The organism is Streptomyces daliensis, assembly GCF_054782395.1.
In genome coordinates, this window is record NZ_BAAGSO010000094.1 from 117,282 (window position 1) to 135,391 (window position 18,110).

Here is an 18,110-nt window from a genome sequence, read left to right on the forward strand (position 1 = left end):
CGCCCGATGGCCGGGACACCCACGTGGCGGAACGTTCACAGCACGACCGGCGTCACCACCTCCACCACCGTGCGGAGGGGAACGCACCGGGTTCCTGGACCCGGTCGACGCCGCTCCGGTGCGGGGTGTCGTGGTCAGGGGTGCGGGGTGTCGGCCGGTGCGGTGGTGTCGGCGCAGGTGCTGGCAGGGCTCTTGTCCTTGGCGAGGAAGATGGTCTGGGCCATCATCCGGTAGCCCGACATTCCCTCGCGCAGTGTCTCGATGGATTCCTCCGGGTGCACCGAGTCGATCACCGCGTTCGGGCCGACCGCGTTGAACTGGTGCGACACCCCCCGCGGGATCTGCATGTCCACCCAGGAGTTCGGCGGCACGATGACGTTGTGCCGCTCCCGGTGCACCCCGGCAGGCGTACCGGGCAGCGCGTCGGTGAACGTGTTCATCGGGCCCGCCCAGCCCCCCGTCGCGGGGCGTACGGATATCGGGGACAGGCTGGAGACCCGGATCGTGGTCTCGGGACCCGTCATCATCCGCACGAACCGCAACCCGGTGTGCAGGTGCATGCGCGAGCAGATGTCGCGTTCGGCGGTGTCGTAGAAGTCCATCAGGTAGCGGTCGGCGAAGTAGCCCTCGAAAGGGGGCTCCAGCATGAAGACGTCCCCCTCCTCGAACTCCTGCGCCTGCCTGAGCACACCGTCGGGGGTGGGCCGCTCCCGCTCCGTGCGGTGTGCCGCCCGGACCAGGCGGGCGAGGGCTTCCACCACGCTCAGGGCGACGTCCGGTGGCAGTTGCACCACGGGGGTCAGCCGGTTCCGGGAGGGGTCCTGGTGCCGCTCGACGTCGAGGATCTCGTCCTCGTGGTCCGGAGACTCCTTCATCCGGTTCGTACGGGCGGGCGTTTCGGTGCTGTGCGTCATCCAGTCGCTCCAGTGTGCTCGTCGATCGGTCCGGGGTCCGGCTGCCGTGCCCACAGCACGCCGCCCAGGTCGTGCCGCCCGGCGCGCAGCACCGAGCAGCCGGTTGTCGGGAATCCGCGGTCGCGCAGCCGGGTCAGCCGCGTCCAGCGGTCCGGCTCGCCGTCCTCCTCCTCGGCGGAACCGTTCAGGAAGGCCAGCAGCGGGCCCAGCGGCCAGCCGGGGCCGTCGGCAGCGGGTCCGTGCGGGAGCACGAGCAGCGTGCCGCCGCCGAGTCGCGCCTCGCTTCCGAACGGCACCGGCGGTGTCTCGTGGCCGTGGCAGGCGGCCACTTCGGCGGCGAGTTCCGCGTGCTCCGCCAGGGGCCACCCGGTGAGCAGCGTCGTGTGCCAGTGGGCCTTGGCCCGGGACAGTTCCGCGCCCTCCTCGTCGTGCCAGTGCTTGCGCATGAAGTCGAGGGCGTCGAGAACGGCGTCCTCTCCCGTTCCTACTCCCGGTCCCGCTCCAGGTCCCGCGCCCGGGTGCCCTTCGGCCTGTGCGGCCAGTGCGCGCAGACCGTGGTGGCGGGCTCCCGAGCGCAGCAGGTCGCGGGCGGTGGAGGCGGCGTGGCGCAGCAGTCGTTCGTACCGTGCGGAGGTCAGCCGGCGGGTGGTGAGGGCCCGGCTCATCGCCTTGCGCTGGGGCTTGCCGGTGGACGTCGCGAGGAACCCGCCGAACTGGACCGCTGCGGGGCGCAGCGGCGCCCGCTCGTACAGTTCGCGTACGGCGGAGACGGGCTGTTCCGTGGCGATCAGGCCGATGTCCTGGCCGAGCGAGGGTTCGTCCACCGGGACTGCCGCGAACCTGCCGGACAGCCCCGCCCGGCGCCAGCCGTGCTCGATGTCGAGCGGGTAGTGCTTCTCCCCGCCCCGGTTGATGCGCTCGCCGGCGCGTCCGCGCAGCACGAGCAGGCCGTCGCGCAGTTCGCCGAGATCGCCTGTACGCAGCCAGCCGTCTTCGGTGACCGTGGCCGCTGTGGTCCGGCTGTCCTGCCAGTAGCCGGTCATCAGGTCGGGGGTTCTGATCCAGACTTCGCCGGACTCCAGCCGCAGTTCGGTGTCCGGCAGCGGTGCGCCGACCGGGGGCACGTGTGCCAGATACTGTTCGCGGAACTCCGCGTCGTCGAGCCGGGGCATGGTGAAGCTGAAGTTGACCGCCTCGGTGAGGCCGTAGCCCTGCCGCAGGCGCGGTCCGTAGCGGCGGTGGAAGCGGCGGGCGAGGTCGGTGGTCAGCGGCGCCGCCGCGGTGATCAGGTACTCCAGGCTCTCCGGCCAGTCGGGTCCTTCCTCCAGCAGGTCCGACAGCAGCGCGGGCACGATGGAGGCGGTCCTGGCTCCCGCGGCGTCCAGTGCCGCGAAGTAGCCGGCCGGGTCGAAGGCGGCCTGCTGGGTGAGCGGTGTGCCGGTGAGGTGCGTGCCGAGCAGCGACATCACCAGCGCGTTGCAGTGGTAGAGCGGGAGGCAGGTGCCGTGGGGGCGGTCGGGTGCCAGCCCGTGCAGTGCCGCGGTCCTGGTGGCGTTGCCCAGTACCGCACGCCGGCTGAGCATGACCCCCTTCTGCGGGCCTGTGGAGCCCGAGGTGAACATGATGAAGGCGAGGTCGTCCGGGGCCGCGTGCACGTCGGGCAGGCCGGTGCGGTGCAGGCCGTCGGCGTCCACCAGTGCTGCGGCGGAGACGCGTTCGGCGATGGCGGCCACCGCTCGGCCGGTGGTGCGCGGGTGCAGCGGTACGGCGACGAGGCGCAGGTCGAAGCAGGCGAGCAGCACGTCCGCCAGTCCGCGGCCGTTGGGCATCCTGATCACCACCCGGGTGCCGGCGGGCAGCTCGGCCAGTGCGCCGGGCACGGTGCTCGTCTCTGTGCTGGTCAACTCCGCCTCCTCAGCAGATCGCGGAGGTGTGCTCCGACTTCGTCCACGTGCTGCGGCTGCATCACACGGTGGTGCGACGCGGTGACATGACGGATGGTCAGGTCGCCGCCGACGTGGGGCCGCCACAGTTCGTGGTGCGGGACCCGGCGCGGCCCGTCCGGCGCCGCTTCGACGTAGGTGGTGTCCCCGGGGCAGCGCGGTGGCCGGTAGGCCCGGGTGAGCCTGTCGTTGTGACGCGACACCTCGATGAGGCGGCTGATGTCGTCCTCGGTGAACCGGGCGAACACGCTGCCCTCCCGGTGCAGCAGTGCCGAGACGGTGTCGAAGTCCAGGTCCGTCGAGGCAATGCGCTCGTCGTCGAACCCCGCCGCCGTCAGCAGCACCCTGAGCACCCGCCGGTCGTCGACGGGCGCTTCCGCTCCGGCTCCGGTACCGGCTGCGTCACCGGCGACGGTGTCCACCAGGAACAGCGACCCGGGCGGCTCGCCGAGTTCGTGCAGCCGTACCGCCATCGCGTGTGCCACGAGCCCGCCGAAGGACCAGCCGACCAGGTGGCAGGGGCCGTTGGCGCGTACCGAACGCATCAGGTCCACATAGCGCTCGGCCATCGCTTCGACGGTGCCCGGCAGGTCCGCCACTCCCCCGGGGCCCTCGGCCTGGATGCCGTACACCGGATGGTCGCGGCCGATGTGCCGCAGCAGTCCCGAGTACAGCCAGCTCATCCCGCTGAGCGGGTGGACGCAGAAGACCGGCGCCGCCGGCCCTTCGGCCCGGAACGGCACGAGGTGGGCGGGCGCGGGGGTGGCGGGTGTGCGGTCCAGCAGGCGGCTCAGCGCGGCGGGGGTGGCCGCCTCGAAGACGTTCCGGAGTGTCGGCTCCAGCCCGAGCACGGTCCGCACCCGGTCGGTCAGCCGTGCCGCCAGGAGCGAGTGCCCGCCCAGTTCGAAGAAGCTGTCCCCGGGGCCGACCCTGGGCAGGTCCAGCACCTCGGCGAAGAGTTCGCACATCAGGTGCTCGCGGAGGCTCGAAGGCGGCGGGGAGTCCCGCACGGATGCCCAGTCCGGTTCGGGCAGCCGGTCGCGCAGCAGCTTTCCGTTGGCGCTGAGGGGGAGCCGGTCCAGCGCGAGCAGACGGGTGGGCACCATGTAGTCAGGAAGGTGCCGGGCCAGGTGTGCGCTCACCGAGTCCAGGTCGGCGCCGGTGGGACCGGCGCCGGTGGGGACGACGTAGCCGACCAGGCGGCGGTCGTCGGCCCTCCGGTCGTGCACGGCCACCGCGGCGGCCTCGACGTCGTCATGGCGGGCCAGCACCGCCTCGACCTCTCCCAGCTCGACGCGGTGGCCGCGTATCTTCACCTGGTCGTCGGTCCGCCCGTGGAAACGCAGCACCCCGTCGGCGGTCCACGACGCGAGATCACCGGTGCGGTACATCCGGTCTCCCGGCGGGCCGAACGGGTCGGGGACGAACCGGGTCGCCGTGAGGCCGGGACGGTGCAGATAGCCCGTGGCCACGCCCGCACCGGCCACGTACAGTTCGCCGGTCACGCCCGGTGGTACCGGCCGCAGCCTGGCGTCGAGCACATGGCACCGGGTGTTCCGCAGGGGACGCCCGAGGGGCACGGCCGCGGTCGTCACCCGGCCCACCGCGTGGGTGGTGGACCAGACCGTGGTCTCGGTCGGGCCGTAGCAGGCAAGCAGGGACGCCGTACGACCTGCCAGCGTCCTGGCCAGCTCCGGCGGTACGGGTTCGCCGCCGACGACCGCGCGTATGCGGCGCAGTTGGTCAGGGCGTCGCGTCACGAGGGTCTGCCACAGCGACGGGGTCGCCTGCATCACGGTGACCCGGTGGCGGTCGAGCAGCGCCGACAGCTCGTCCGGGTCCCGCAGCGCGCCCTCACCGGCGAGCACCATCGTGGCACCGGTGACCAGGGGGAGGTACAGCTCGGGCTTGGACATGTCGAAGCTCGCGGGCGCTGCGGCCAGTACACGGTCCTCGGGGCCGACCGCGAGTTGCTCGCGCAGGGCGAGCACCACGTTCGTCAGCGCGCTGTGGGGCGCGACGACGCCCTTCGGCCGCCCGGTGGAGCCCGAGGTGTATGTCACGTACGCGGTGTTCTCCGGTACGGAGGCCGGGTCGTCGGACCCGGCGGTGACGGTGAGCCCGTCGGGTGCGGGTCCGTCGGCGGTGGGGCCGTCGGCGGTGGGGCCGTCGGCGTTGCGCACCACCAGCAGGGGGCGGGCGTCCGCCAGCAGCGCCGCCGCCCGCTCCGGCGGCAGCGAGGGGTCGACGGGCAGATAGGCGGCACCGGCCGACTGGACCGCGAGCAGCGCTGCGGGCAGTTCGGCGTCGCGCCGCAGCTCCAGCGCGATCAGGCTGCCGGGCCCTGCCCCGCGGGCGCGGAGCCGCGCCGCTATGCGGGCCGCCCGCTCCGACAGCTCCCGGTAGGTGAGCACGGTGTCCCCCTGCCGTACGGCCGGTGCGTGGGGGGTGCGGAGCACCTGCGCTGCGAACAGGTCGGCCACGATGGCCCCGGGAACGTCGTGCGCTGTGGAGTTCCAGTGGCCGGTCAGCCGCTCGTGCTCACCCGCGACGAGGACCGGGAGGTCGGCGACGCGGCGGTGCGGGTCCGCCACCACAGCGCGCAGGATTCCTTCCAGGCGCGCGAGCAGCAGCCGCGCCGAGGCCGGGGTGAACAGCTCGATGTCGTACTCCAGCTCGCCTTCGACACCGGCCGCCGCACCGTCGTCGCCGTGGTGCCCGCGCAGGCTCCACAGCAGGTCCATGCGGGAGGCGCCGCCGTGCGCTGCGACCGGCTCGGCCCGCAGGCCCGGCAGGTCGAACACCACGGGCGGTGTGTCCTGGAAGGCCAGCATCACCTGGAAGACCGGGTGGCCGGACAGGGAGCGCGGCGGGTTGACCGCCTCGACCACCTGCTCGAACGGCGTTTCCTGGTGGGCGAACGCGTCGAGGTCGGTGGCGCGCACCCGCTCCAGCAGTTCGGCGAACGTCGGTGTGCCGCCGAGGTCGGTGCGCAACACCACCGTGTTGACGAAGCAGCCGACGGTGTCGTGCAGCGCCTCGTCGTGCCGCCCGGCCACCGGTGTGCCGACGGGGATGTCCTCACCGGCGCCGAGCCGCGACAGCAGCACCGCGATCGCGGCGTGCGTCACCATGAACAGGCTGGTGCCGGTGGACCGAGCGAGCCGCTCCAGCCGTGCGTGCAGACCGGCGTCCAGAGCGAAGGCGACAGTCTCCCCCCGGTGCGCGGACACCGGCGGCCTGGGGTGGTCGAACGGCAGCGGCAGCACCTCCGGGGCACCGCGCAGGGTCTCGGTCCAGTAGGAGATCCCGGCGTCGAGGTCGAGCTCCTGCTGCCACAGCGCGTAGTCCGCGTACTGCACGGGCTCGCTCGCCCATCGCGGGGCCTCACCGGCGAGGCGGGCCCGGTAGGCGGTGGACAGGTCGCGGGCGAGTGGGCCCAGTGACCAGCCGTCGGCGGCGATGTGGTGCAGCAGGATCAGCAGCACGTACCGCTCGGGTGCGGTCTCGTAGAGCAGGACCCGGACGGGGAGTTCGACGGTGAGGTCGAAGACGTGGGTGGCCGCTTCGGCGAGCAGTCCTGGCAGTTCGGCCTCCGACGTGGTCACCCTCTCGAACGGCAGCGCCTCCGCCGTGCCGATGTGCTGGCAGGGCTCGCCGTCGGTCTCGGTGACGGTGGTGCGCAGGCTCTCGTGCCGGACGAGCACATCGCCGAGGGCCGCGTGCAGGTGTTCCGCCTCCAGGGGGCCGCTCAGCCGGACCGCGAAGGACATGTTGTAGACCGGGTTGGGCCCGGCGAACTTGCTGAAGAACCACAGCCGGCGCTGCGCGGGCGAGAGCGGTATCCGCTCCGGGCGCGCTGTCGCGGCGGGCCGGGCCCGGGGTGCGCCGTCCGGCCGCTCCGGGAGGCACCGCGCGAGGTCGGCGACGACGGGGGCGTCGAAGAGGGCGCGGATGCTCAGCTCGTGGCCGGTCTCGGCCCGCACCCGGTTGATGAGGCGGGTGGCCAGCAGTGAATGCCCGCCGAGGTCGAAGAAGCTGTCCTCCGCGCCGACTTCGGAGACCCCCAGTGTCTCGGCGAACAGCGTGCACAGGAGCCGTTCGCGTGCGGTCGCCGGCGGGCGGCTCACCGGCAGCGCGGTCTCCGGTCGCGGCAGGGCCCGGCGGTCCAGCTTGCCGTTGCCGGTCAGCGGGATCCCGTCGACGGGCAGGACGAACGCGGGCACCATGTGCGCGGGCAGGACCGTCCGGGCGTACTCGCGCAGTTCACCGGGGGTCGCTGCGGGGGCCGCCTCCCCCTTCGTCACGACGTAGCAGAGCAGTCTGCCGCCGTCGGGGTCCGCGTCGGCGAGGACCACGGCGCGCTCCACGGCGGGGTGCTGTTCGAGGACCCGCTCGATCTCTCCGGGTTCGATCCGGTAACCGCGGATCTTCACCTGCTGGTCAGCGCGGCCCAGGTACTCCAGTGTGCCGTCGGCCCGCCGCAGTGCGAGGTCACCGGAACGGTACATCCGGGCTCCGGGCGCGCCGAAGGGGTCGGCGACGTAACGGCTCGCGGTGAGACCGGGCCGCCCCAGATATCCGCGCGTCACCCCGGGACCGGCCACGTAGATCTCGCCCGTGCAGCCCGGCGGGACAGGGCGCAGCGCGTGGTCCAGCAGGTGCAGCCGCAGATCGGGCAGCGCGGTGCCGATGACACCGGCGGTCTCGTCGGGGTCGGTCAGCTCGGCGTAGGTCGCGTGCACGGTGGTCTCGGTGATCCCGTACATGTTCACGAGCTTCGGCCGCCCGGGGCCGTGCCAGGAGCGGATGCGGGAGAGTTCCAGCGCCTCGCCCGCGAACACGACGGTCCGCAGCGCGGGCAGCCCGCCCGGCGCGGCCTCCGCTTCGGCCCGCATGAGCTGGTAGAAGGCCGAGGGGGTCTGGCTCAGCGCGGTCACCTGCTCCCGGGCGAGCAGCCCCACCAGCTCCCGGGGCGACTTCGCGACGTCGTCCGGCACGATCACCAGGCGGCCGCCGCGGCCCAGCGCCGTCCACAGTTCCCACACCGAGACGTCGAAGGCGTAGGAGTGGAACAGCGTGTGCACGTCCTCGTCGCCGAATCCGAACCGGTCGTCGGACACGGAGAGCAGCCGCACGACGTTCTGGTGCGACACCACGACGCCCTTGGGGGCTCCGGTGGAGCCCGACGTGTAGATCACGTAGGCGACGCTGTCGGGGTGCGGTGACAGACCGAGGTCGTCCCCGGGGAAGGCGGCGCCCTGCTCGGTGCCGTCGAGCACGATCTGCGGATGCGGCACCGCGAGCGGCTCGCCGGTCACGACGAGCACGGGTGCGGCGTCGCTCAGCACCTGCCGCACCCGCTCCTCGGGGTGTGCCGGGTCCAGCGGCAGGTAGCCGGCTCCCGACTTCAGCACGGCCAGCACCGCGACCACGAGGTCCGTGGAACGGCCGAGCACCAGGGCCACCAGGCGTTCAGGGCCGGCCCCGTGCTCGACGAGGAGCCGCGCGAGACGGTTCGCCCGCGCGTTCAGCTCCCCGTAGGACAGGGTGGTCTCGCCGCAGGTGAGGGCCGGGGCCTTCGGCCGTCGGCGCGCCTGCTCCTCGAACAGCGCGGGCAGCGCGGGGCGGGCGGGCAGCGCGCCAGGGACGGGTTCCGCTTCGCGGTCCGCGGGCTCTTCCTGTTCGTCCGGAAGCAGCAGACCGAGCTGCCCCAGCCGTGCCTCCGGACGGGCGGTGATCCGGTCGAGGAGTGCGCCGAGGCGGTCGAGGAGGCGGCGGGCCCCCTCTTCGTCGAACAGGTCGGTGCTGTGGTCGAGACGGAGCCGCAGGCGGCCGTCGCCGGGCATGGCGATCAGCGTCAGCGGGTAGTGCGTGCCGTCCCGGCCCTGGACGTCCCTGAGTTCCAGGCCTGGCACGAGATCGCGCAGCCCGTCCTCGTCGATCGGGTAGTTCTCGAAGACCACGACCGTGTCGAAGAGTTCGGCGTGCCCGGCGATCGACTGAAGCCGTGTCAGGTCGGCGTGCTGGTGGTCCAGCATGGACAGTTGCTGTGCGCGCAGCTCCGCGAGGGACTCGGCGACCGACAGGCGGGGGTCGAGGCGGACCCGTACGGGGATGGTGTTGATCAGCAGGCCGACGATCCGCTCCGAGCCGGGCAGTTCCGCGGGGCGGCCGGAGACCGTCGCGCCGAACACCACGTCGTCACGTCCTGTCAGGGCGCCGAGCAGGACCGCCCACGCCAGTTGCACGACCACGTTGGCGGTCAGCCCGTGCTGCCGCGCCACGGCGTCGACGCGTGCGCTGGTGGCCTCGTCCAGCTCGGCCGTCAGCCGGTGCCGGGCCGCGGCCGAACCGCGTCGCCCTGCGCCGCCGACGAGCGTCGGACCGTCGACGGAGGAGAGCAGCGCGCGCCAGGCGGCCTCGCTCGCGCGGGAGTCCCTCGTCGACAGCCAGTCGAGGAAGTCGCGGTACGGCGTCGCGGGCGGCAGCGCGCGGCCGGCGTAGAGCGCGAACAGCTCCTCGATCAGGACGGGCATGGACCAGCCGTCCAGCAGCAGGTGGTGCGTGGTCAGTACGAAGGTGTGCCCCTCGCCGGCACGGTGCCGCAGCGCGGCGCGGACCAGCGGGGGGCTGGCCAGGTCGAACCGTCGCCTGCGGTCGGCGTCGAGGAAACGCTCCAGGTCCTCGTGCGCGGGTATCTCCTGCCACTCCACGGCGAAGTCCGGGACGACCACCTGGACGGGGCGTCCCGACGGGCCGTTCCGGACGCCCGCGGAGAGCTGGGGATGGCGCAGCAGCAGGCGGTGGAGTGCGTCGCGCAGCGCGGCGGGGTCCAGCGCTCCGCCGATGTCGAAGACGAACTGGACGAGGTAGGGGTCGGCGCCGTCATGGTCGTAGAGCGAGTGGAACAGCAGCCCCTGCGCCAGCGGCGGCAGCGGCAGCTCGCCCTTCGCCCGGGTGCGGGCCCGCCGCGTCAGCGCCGTCAGCACGTCGAACCAGCGCTCCCCGAGTTCGCGGATCCGCGCTTCGGTGAGCAGCCCGCCCGCCCACGACCAGTTCGCCACCAGGCGGGGCCCTTCCGGGTGGTCGGCGATCACCGTGTCCAGTTCGACGGTGTGCGCCATCGCCAGCCCGCCGCCGGTGTCAGGACCGGGCACGGTGGTGTCGGCCACCACCGCCCAGTCGCCTTCGCCGCCGACGTCGAACCGGCCCAGGTAGTTGAACGCGAACTGCGGCGCCGCGCGTGCGGCCAGTGCCGGGCCGCTCTGCGGGTTGAGGTGGCGCAGCAGCCCGTGGCTCAGTCCGGCGCGCGCGGCATCCCGTACACAGGCCCTGACCATGGCCACCGCGCCGTCGAGCGCGGCCGGATCGGTGCGGGCTTCCGCCCAGGAGCATCCGGGGTCGAGCACCACGGGGAACAGGGTGGTGAACCAGCCGACCGTACGGGACAGGTCCAGGTTGGCGGCGAACTCCTCGCGCCCGTGGCCTTCGAGATCCACCAGCAGCGTTTCGGGGCCCTCCCGCCAGTCGGCTGCGGCCAGGGCGAACGCGGTGAGCAGCAGCTCGTGCACCGAGCAGTCGAAGGCAGCGGTGGCTTCGGTCACCAGGTGTGCGGTGAGTGCGCCGGACAGGGTGACGGAGTGGCGGAGCCGGGTGTCCTCGGTGTCCACCGTGCGGTCCAGGGCACGGGCTGCGACGGGGGGATCCTCGGGGAGCGGCTGGTCCGGCTGGACCGGTGCTTCCGGCAGGCCCGGCCGGTCCGGCCGGTCCGGCTGCCACCGGGCGAATTCCTCCAGCACGGACGGGTGGTGCGCGTACTGGACCAGTGCCTTCGCCCACTGGGGGAAGGAGGTGCCCGTCGGCTGCAACCGTGGTGTGCGCCCGTCCCTCACGGCCTCCCAGGCGGCCCGGAGGTCTTCCTGGATGATGCGCCAGGAGACACCGTCGACGCTGAGGTGGTGCACGGTGAGGGTCAGTTCGCCCGCCTCCGCCGGGCCGCGGTCCTGCCAGCGCGCGTCGACCACTCGCCCGTGCCCGGGGTCGAGCACAGTGTCCTGCCGGTTCAGCTCGACGGTGGCACGCGGCAGCACTTCCAGGGCCCACAGGCCGCCCGCCGTGGTGGTGAGCGAGAGCCGCAGCATGTCGTGGTGGTCGACCAGCGCCTGCACCACCGCGCGCACCTGTTCCCCGGTCATGCCAGCCGGGGTGCGTACGGTCAGGGACTGCGTGAAGCCGTCGATCGGGCCGCCGCGTTCCCGCAGCCAGTGCATGATGGGCGTCAGCGGGACCGTGGGATCGTCCGCGTCGCCCAGCGCGACCCGCTGCCCCGTCTCCGGCTGCTCCGCTCCGACGCCACTGGCCAGGCCGGAGACGGTGGGGGTGCGGAACACGTCGGGGGTGCCGACGGCGAGACCGGCACGCTGGGCCGCTCCGGCGAGCTGGATCGCCTTGATGCTGTCGCCGCCGAGCTGGAAGAAGTCCTGGTCGACCGGTACTTCGGACAGGCCAAGGACTTCGCCGAACAGCTCGGCCAGCCGCTGCTCGACGGCGGTGCGAGGAGCCCTGCCCGTGCCTGTGTCTGTGCCCGTGCCTGTGTCTGTGCCCGTGCCGATGCCGGTGCTCGCGTTCGTGCCCGTGTCCGTGCTCGCGGACTCCGGTGCCGGCAGCGCGGAGCGGTCGAGCTTGCCGTTGCGGGTCAGCGGCAGCCGGTCCAGCCCGACCACGGCCGAGGGCACCATGTACGGCGGGAGCCGGTCCGCCACACCGTCGCGCAGCGCGGCGGCGTCGTCCTCGCCCTCGGTGACCACGTAGGAGACCAGCCGCCGCACTCCCGGCCGGTCCTCGCGCAGAACCGTCGCGGCCTGGCGTACGCCGGGCTCCGCCAGCAGTGCGGCGTCGATCTCTCCCGGTTCGATCCGGTAGCCGCGGAGCTTGATCTGCCCGTCGGTGCGCCCGGCGAACTCCAGCCGCCCTTCGTGGTTCCAGCGGGCAAGGTCGCCCGTGCGGTAGACGCGGGCGCCGGGCGGCCCGTAAGGGTCGGGCACGAAGCGCTCGGCGGTCAGGGCCGCCCGGCCCAGGTAGCCGCGCGCCACCCCGGCGCCCCCGAGGTACAGCTCGCCCACCGCGCCGGGTGGCACCTGGCGCAGCGCGTCGTCGAGCAGCAGCACCCGCTTGCCGTCCAGCGGCGTCCCGATGGGGACCGGCCCCGCGTCTTCGGACCTCGCGCCTACGGGCCCCGCGTCTACGGGCGCCTTCTCGCCGACGGCACCCCTGGTGGCGAACACCGTGGTCTCGGTGGGGCCGTACCCGTTGACGACGGTGAGTTCCGGCAACGCGGAGCGCACGGCGCGCACGGCTGCGGGAGACACCACGTCACCGCCGGTCCACACCTGGCGCACTCCGGCCAGGCACACGGGGTCCTCCGTGGCGATGGCGTGGAACAGTCCGGCGGTCAGCCACAGTCCGGTGATCCCGGTGCCGGCCGTGAGCCGGGACAGTTCGGCCGGGCCCAGCCGTCCCGGTGCGGCGACGACCACCTCGCCGCCGGTCAGCAGCGGCACCCACAGTTCCAGGTTGAACGCGTCGAAGGCGTGCGGCGAATGCAGCAGCACCCGGTCGGCTCCGCCTTCGGACCACCACCGGTCGGCGGCCAGCCCGGCGAGGTTGCCCTGGGTGATGGCCACGCCCTTGGGCCGTCCCGTCGAGCCGGAGGTGAACATCACGCACGCCAGCGCTTCCGGTGCGACCCGCGGCTCCGTGGCCCCGAACCCCCTTGTCCTTGCCCGTACGTCCAGATGCCGCACACCACGGTCGCGTGCCAGCGGCACGACGGGGTCACCCTCGGTGTGCCGGTCGGTGAGCAGCACCCGCGCTCCCGCGTCGGAGAGCACCGCTTCCTGCCGGGAGAGCGCGTCGTCCCGCTGCAACGGGACGTAGGCGGCACCCGTCCGCGCCACCGCGAGTGCCGCGACGACCAGGTCGGCCGACCGTTCGAGCAGCAGGGCGACGGTCCGCTCCGGGCCCGCACCGGCCGCGGTGAGTTCGGCGGCCAGCGCGGAACTCCGCGCGTCCAGTTCGCGGTAGGTCAGCCGCTCACCGGTCTCCGCCGAGCGCACCGCGAACGCGTCGGGCGTGCGGCGTACTTGTTCCGCGAACCGGCCGACTGCCGTCCCCGCGGGCGTCCCTGCGGGCGCGGCCGTCGTGCGGTCGCCCGTGCCCAGCGCGGCGCTGTGCCGGCGCTCCCGCGCGGTGGTCGGTGCGATCCGGGCCAGTGGTGTGTCCGGGTCGGCGTCCGCCACCTGCCACAGCACGTGCAGGAAACGGTCGGCGATGTCGTGCAGCAGGTCTTCGCCGTAGTTGTCGGGGTTGGCGTCGAAGTCGAGGCGCAGCACGCCGTCGCCACGGTCGTAGGCGACGATCGAGAGGTCCTCCGACGGTGGCGCCTGGAGGTTGTGCGCTGTGGCGGTCACCGGGCCGAACCGCAGCGGCCGGTCGAACCGCTGGATGTTGAGCACCGGCCCGAAGAACCTCCTGCCGTCCTCGGGGTAGCCCAGCTCGCGTCGCAGGTGTTCGCCCCGGTAACGCTGGTGACGTCGCACCAGCCGCAGTTCCCCGGCGACCTGGTCGAGCAGGGCGCCGACGGTGGCCGCCGGGTCGGCGCGCAGCCGCAGGGGCAGGACGTTGGCCGTCATCGCGGGCACGGTCCGGGTGAGTTCGAGCGGACGCCCTGCGACCGGCAGGCTCAGTACGACGTCACGGTTGCCGGTCACCGCGTGCAGGTAGACGGCGGTCGCCGCGGTGAGCAGCCGGGTCCAGCGGTGTCCGAGCCGCCCCGCGCCATCCCGCAGCCTGGCGAACTCCTCCTCCGGCAGAACCCTGGTCAGCCGCAGTGAGTGCTCCGCGGCCGGCGCCGGATGGGTGCCGAGACTCAGGAAGTCCGGCCTCCCGGCCAGCCGTTCCCGCCACCAGTCCCGGTCCTCGGTGTGTTCCGCCGCTTCCCGGTAGGCGGCCTCGGCGTGCACCAGGGAACGGAGTCCGCTCCAGTCGCACTCCGGAACGGCGCGCCCGTCGTACAGGCAGCGGTAGACCTCGGCGACACGTTCGGCGAACAGGGCCATGCCCGCGCCGTCGAGGGCGATGTGGTGGACCCGGTGGAACACCACCGTGCGGTCGTCGGTGACGCGCAGCACGGCCCCCAGGAACAGCGGCCCGGCGTCGCTGCCTCCGGCCTCGGCCAGAGCGGCCCGCATCCACTCCCGCGCGGCGGCGTCCGGGTCGGAAGTCTCCCGGAGGTCGACCACTTCGACGGTGTGTTCCGGGGCCCGGAGAAGCCGTTGCGTGGGCGAAGAATCCGTTGCCCCGACGATGCGGACGTTGACCGCTTCGCAGTCGGTCGCCGCTCTGGTCACCGAGGCGGCCAGGAGGCCGGCGTCGATGTCTCCGTCCAGGACGAGGTACTCGGCCCACTGATAGGCGCCGGGGCGGCTGAAGCCAGCACGCTCCGCGAGCCAGACCCCGAGTTGAGCGTCGGAGAGTCGCAGTTCAGGTCGGTTTTCGGGCATGAGAATGAGCATCCCCATCGGTCCTGCCGGTGCCGTGCCGGCGACGCCGTCGGATGTGGTCGGAGCGATCAAGAAGCGGACCGACTCATCGAAACACGGCAGGCAATGGGCGAGTAAAGACGCGGCAATATGCTGTATCTCACGTTTGCTTGCGGATCAACAAAGAGGCAGGTGGGAGAGGTTTGGAAGCGCGCACAACGTAAAGTGTTCACCTGGGTCGTCCTGCCGGATCCTGTGCGCGGACCGAGCGGCAGGTGGCCGGCACGGACACCACAACCAGGAGGCCGACCACGCACGGGAGCCGGGGCGCCCGCTTGTGCCACCCCTCTCCCCGTGAGTCGTTTGCGAATGTCACACCACCCCGGTGAAGACGAATCCGCTGAGAAGGAGTGACCGGATGAGCACCAATCCCTTCGACGACCCGGACGGCACCTACCAGGTCCTGGTCAACGACGAGGGACAGCACTCGCTGTGGCCCTCGTTCGCCGACGTCCCCGAGGGCTGGCGGACCGCCCTCGCGGAGACCGGCCGCGACGAGGCACTCGAGTACATCGACACCCACTGGACCGACATGCGCCCCAGGTCCCTCGCCCAGGCCATGGAGGACTCCGGCCCGGCCTGACGCCTGCCGCGGGAAGTAGCGGATGATCAGCCCCGATTGCTCATGAGGGCCCGTCAGCTTGCTGGCGGGCCCTTTGTGGTGAGTGACATGGCCGGCAGGATCACGCACCGCTCCGGCCGTGTTGCCGATTCAGCAAACACCTTTGCCGCTCATGAACGTGTGCGCGCAGGCTGCGTCCAGAAAGTGCTGATCGGCACGCCGGAAGTCGCAGTTCCCTCGCGGAACACCATTCCCTTGCGGAACGGAGGAGGCAGCAGATGGAAAATCGCCATGTCGTGATCATTCCGATCGAGATCGACGAGGAGCGGGAAAGCGCGTATCTCGACGCCTGGCAGGGTGCCGCGGAAGTGATGGCCGCTCAGCCCGGGTTCATCCGGACGTACATGTTCCGCACCATCGTCCCGGGGAGCAGGTTCTCCCTCGTCAATGTGGCGGAATGGGAGTCCACCTCCCACTGGGAGGAGGCGATGAACGTCTGCCCGATGATGGGGCAGCAGATCGCCGTCGCCCACGCCTCGAACTACGAGGCGATCCGGACGGTTCTGCCCGCCGCGGCGCAGAGCCCGGGTTCCGGCGACGGCCGCGCCCCCGCCGAGCTGTCTCCCGCCGAGGGCCGTCGCCGCGCCGTGGACGGGCAGCTCACGCTGGTCGATGTCCGCGAGGACGACGAGTGGGCGGCGCGTCGCCCGGCCGGTGCCGTCCACGCCGCGCTCGGCACCTTGCCGGGCGCGCTGCCCGATCTGCCCGACGGGCCGCTGGCCTTCGTATGCCGCACGGGCACACGCAGCGCGCAGGCCGCCGCGCGAGCGATCCGTGCGGGCCGGGCCTCCGTCCACACCGTGGCGGGCGGGCTTGAGGCGTGGGAGGCGGCAGGGCTGCCGGTCGTCGTCCCCGGCCGCGAGGACGCGGCGGACGACGGAGGCCACGCCGAAGCCGCGGCACAGGGCTGACGAAAACAGCGCGGGCGGAAGAACCGCCGCACACACCCCGGCACGAGGTGGGCCGACCGCGAGAGCCGCGCGTATCACGAGCGGCTCGGAGTGGCGCGAGTGCTCCGCATTCGTGGCGCTCGTGCCCTGCCCGGGAGGGCCCGTCCCGGAAGTCTCCCGGGCGCCGCATTCTTGAAAGGAGCCACACCGTGTTTTTCGTCGACACCCTGGAGTTCGAGGGTCTCGGCAACCGCAGTTATCTGGCCGGAGGTCCGAGAACAGCGGTCGTGGTCGATCCGCCGCGGGACGTCGATCAGGTGATCGCCACCGCCGCCCGGCGAGGAGCGCGCATCGCCTATGTGGCGGAGACGCACGTGCACAACGACTACGTCACCGGCGGGCTGGAACTGGCCCGCCTCACCGGCGCCCGCTATCTGGTCCCGGCCGGCGCCATCGTCGCCTTCGCCCGCACTCCCGTCGCGGACGGCGACACCTACGAGGTGGACGAGCACCTGACACTCCGCGCGATCGCCACCCCGGGCCACACCCCGCACCACACCGCCTACGCGCTGGAGGAGGACGGCCGCGCGACAGCGGTCTTCACCGGCGGCTCACTGCTGATCGGCACCGTGGGGCGACCGGACCTGGTGGACCCGCGGCTGACGGAGCATCTGGCCCGCGCGCAGCACGCCTCCGCCCACCGGCTGGCGGCGGCGTTCGACGACGAGGTGCCGGTGCTGCCCACGCACGGCTTCGGCAGCTTCTGCTCCTCCTCCCCTGCCGGGGCCGGGGGCACGACGACCACGATCGGCCAGGAACGCGCCGGCAACGACGCGTTCACCCTGGACGTGGACACCTTCGTGCAGCAGATCCTGGCCGGGCTGGAAGACGTGCCCGCCTACTACGCGCACATGGGCCCGGCCAACGCCGCCGGGCCCGCGCCCGTCGACCTGACCCCGCCCGAGCCCGCCGACGCCGCACAGATCGCCGAACGGCTGGCGGCGGGCGAGTGGGTGGTGGACCTGCGCAGCCGGGTCGCCTTCGCCGAGGGCCATGTGGCCGGATCGTTCAACTTCGAGGGCACCGGCAAGCCGGCCACCTATCTGGCCTGGCTCATCCCGTGGGGCAAGCCGGTCACCCTGCTCGCCGACACCCCTGCGCGCGTCGCCGACGCGCAGCGGGAGCTGGCCCGGGTCGGCATCGACCGCCCGGCCGCCGCCACCACCGGAGACCCGGCCGCCTGGGTCCGTCAGGGGGAACGGCTCGCCTCCTTCCCCCGCGCCCGCTTCGCCGACCTCGCGGGTCTCGCCGGTCCTACGGGCGTGGTGGTGCTGGACGTGCGACGGGATTCCGAGCGCGGAGAGTGCTTCATCGAGGGCTCGGTGCACATTCCGCTCCACGAGCTGCGCAGCCGGGCCGACGAGGTGCCGGACGGCACGGTGTGGGTGCACTGCGCCGGCGGGATGCGCGCGGCGATCGCCGCGTCCCTCTTGGACGCGACCGGACGGGAGGTCGTCGCCGTCGACGACGGTTTCGAGGCCGCCGCCGAAGCGGGCCTGAACGTCATCCGGCCGTGACCGCCCCGCTCCCGGCCCTGCCCACGGGAGCCGCCGCCGGAGCCGCCGCCGGAGCCGTCGGCTCCGGGCTCAAGGAGTTCCGTTCGCTACCGAAGGCCGTCCGGAACATCCACAGTCACTGACTTCCCATGGCCCACAGGTCCCTGAGACACATACCGCCGACGGCCGCTCAGCCGGCGCCCGCGCTGTCACCGGCGGGCCCTTCGAAGACAGGGACGACGGTGACCGGGCAGTGCGAGATCCGCAGCAGCACGTCCAGGGTCTTACGGCCGCTCCTGGCCCCGTACGGCGATGCGGGGCGGCGCCCACGACGCCGCGCGACCACTACCGTGTCCGCGCCCTCGTCGCCGCGACGAGTGCCCAGCGCCGGGCCGCCGTCGATGTGTACGGGACCGTCCGGTCCGATGCCCCTCCCCGGTGTCCAGGTGATGAGCGCTGGACACCGGCTCGGCCGCACCGCCCCCTGCGGTTCCCCGCTCCACGGGGGAGACGGGCGTGGCGGCCACGGTCCGGTCCTCGCCCTGGCGCTGTGACGGGGGAACGCCGTCACCGGCCCTCGGC

Annotated in this window: 7 protein-coding genes; 4 read left to right on the forward strand and 3 right to left on the reverse strand. The window is 72.8% G+C overall.

Features of this window, described 5'->3' with window-relative positions:
* Window positions 1–134: 134 nt before the first annotated feature.
* Genes ACYVOO_RS23070 through ACYVOO_RS23080 form a run of 3 tightly spaced genes read right to left on the reverse strand, consistent with a single transcriptional unit; the run spans window position 135 to window position 14,421 of the window.
* Window positions 135–914: a hypothetical protein gene (locus tag ACYVOO_RS23070; protein ID WP_461017586.1), complete on the reverse strand. Its 780-nt coding sequence runs from the start codon at window positions 912–914 to the stop codon at window positions 135–137.
* The gene (locus tag ACYVOO_RS23075) at window positions 911–2,818 is read right to left on the reverse strand and encodes a class I adenylate-forming enzyme family protein (protein WP_461017587.1); all 1,908 of its coding nucleotides are present in this window, start codon (window positions 2,816–2,818) and stop codon (window positions 911–913) included. The genes ACYVOO_RS23070 and ACYVOO_RS23075 overlap by 4 nt, the downstream gene beginning before the upstream one ends.
* A complete protein-coding gene (locus ACYVOO_RS23080) occupies window positions 2,815–14,421 on the reverse strand; it encodes an amino acid adenylation domain-containing protein (RefSeq protein ID WP_461017588.1) in 11,607 nt (3,868 codons plus the stop codon). The genes ACYVOO_RS23075 and ACYVOO_RS23080 overlap by 4 nt, the downstream gene beginning before the upstream one ends.
* Before the next feature lie 397 nt (window positions 14,422–14,818).
* Between ACYVOO_RS23080 and ACYVOO_RS23085 the strand changes: the two genes are divergently transcribed.
* The 4 genes from ACYVOO_RS23085 (at window position 14,819) to ACYVOO_RS23100 (ending at window position 17,671) form a co-directional block, all read left to right on the forward strand.
* Window positions 14,819–15,043 carry an MbtH family protein gene (locus tag ACYVOO_RS23085; RefSeq protein WP_461017589.1) on the forward strand — a complete coding sequence of 75 codons (225 nt, stop codon included), beginning with the start codon at window positions 14,819–14,821 and terminating at the stop codon, window positions 15,041–15,043.
* A 257-nt stretch (window positions 15,044–15,300) separates the two neighbouring features.
* Entirely contained in the window at window positions 15,301–15,993 is a 693-nt protein-coding gene (locus tag ACYVOO_RS23090) for an antibiotic biosynthesis monooxygenase family protein (RefSeq protein ID WP_461017590.1), read from the forward strand.
* 188 nt (window positions 15,994–16,181) lie between these two features.
* Window positions 16,182–17,549 carry an MBL fold metallo-hydrolase gene (locus ACYVOO_RS23095; RefSeq protein WP_461017591.1) on the forward strand — a complete coding sequence of 456 codons (1,368 nt, stop codon included), beginning with the start codon at window positions 16,182–16,184 and terminating at the stop codon, window positions 17,547–17,549.
* Complete coding sequence (locus ACYVOO_RS23100; RefSeq protein ID WP_461017592.1) at window positions 17,546–17,671, forward strand: hypothetical protein; 126 nt, start codon at window positions 17,546–17,548, stop codon at window positions 17,669–17,671. Before ACYVOO_RS23095 ends, ACYVOO_RS23100 begins: the two co-directional genes overlap by 4 nt.
* The last annotated feature ends 439 nt before the right edge of the window (window positions 17,672–18,110 follow it).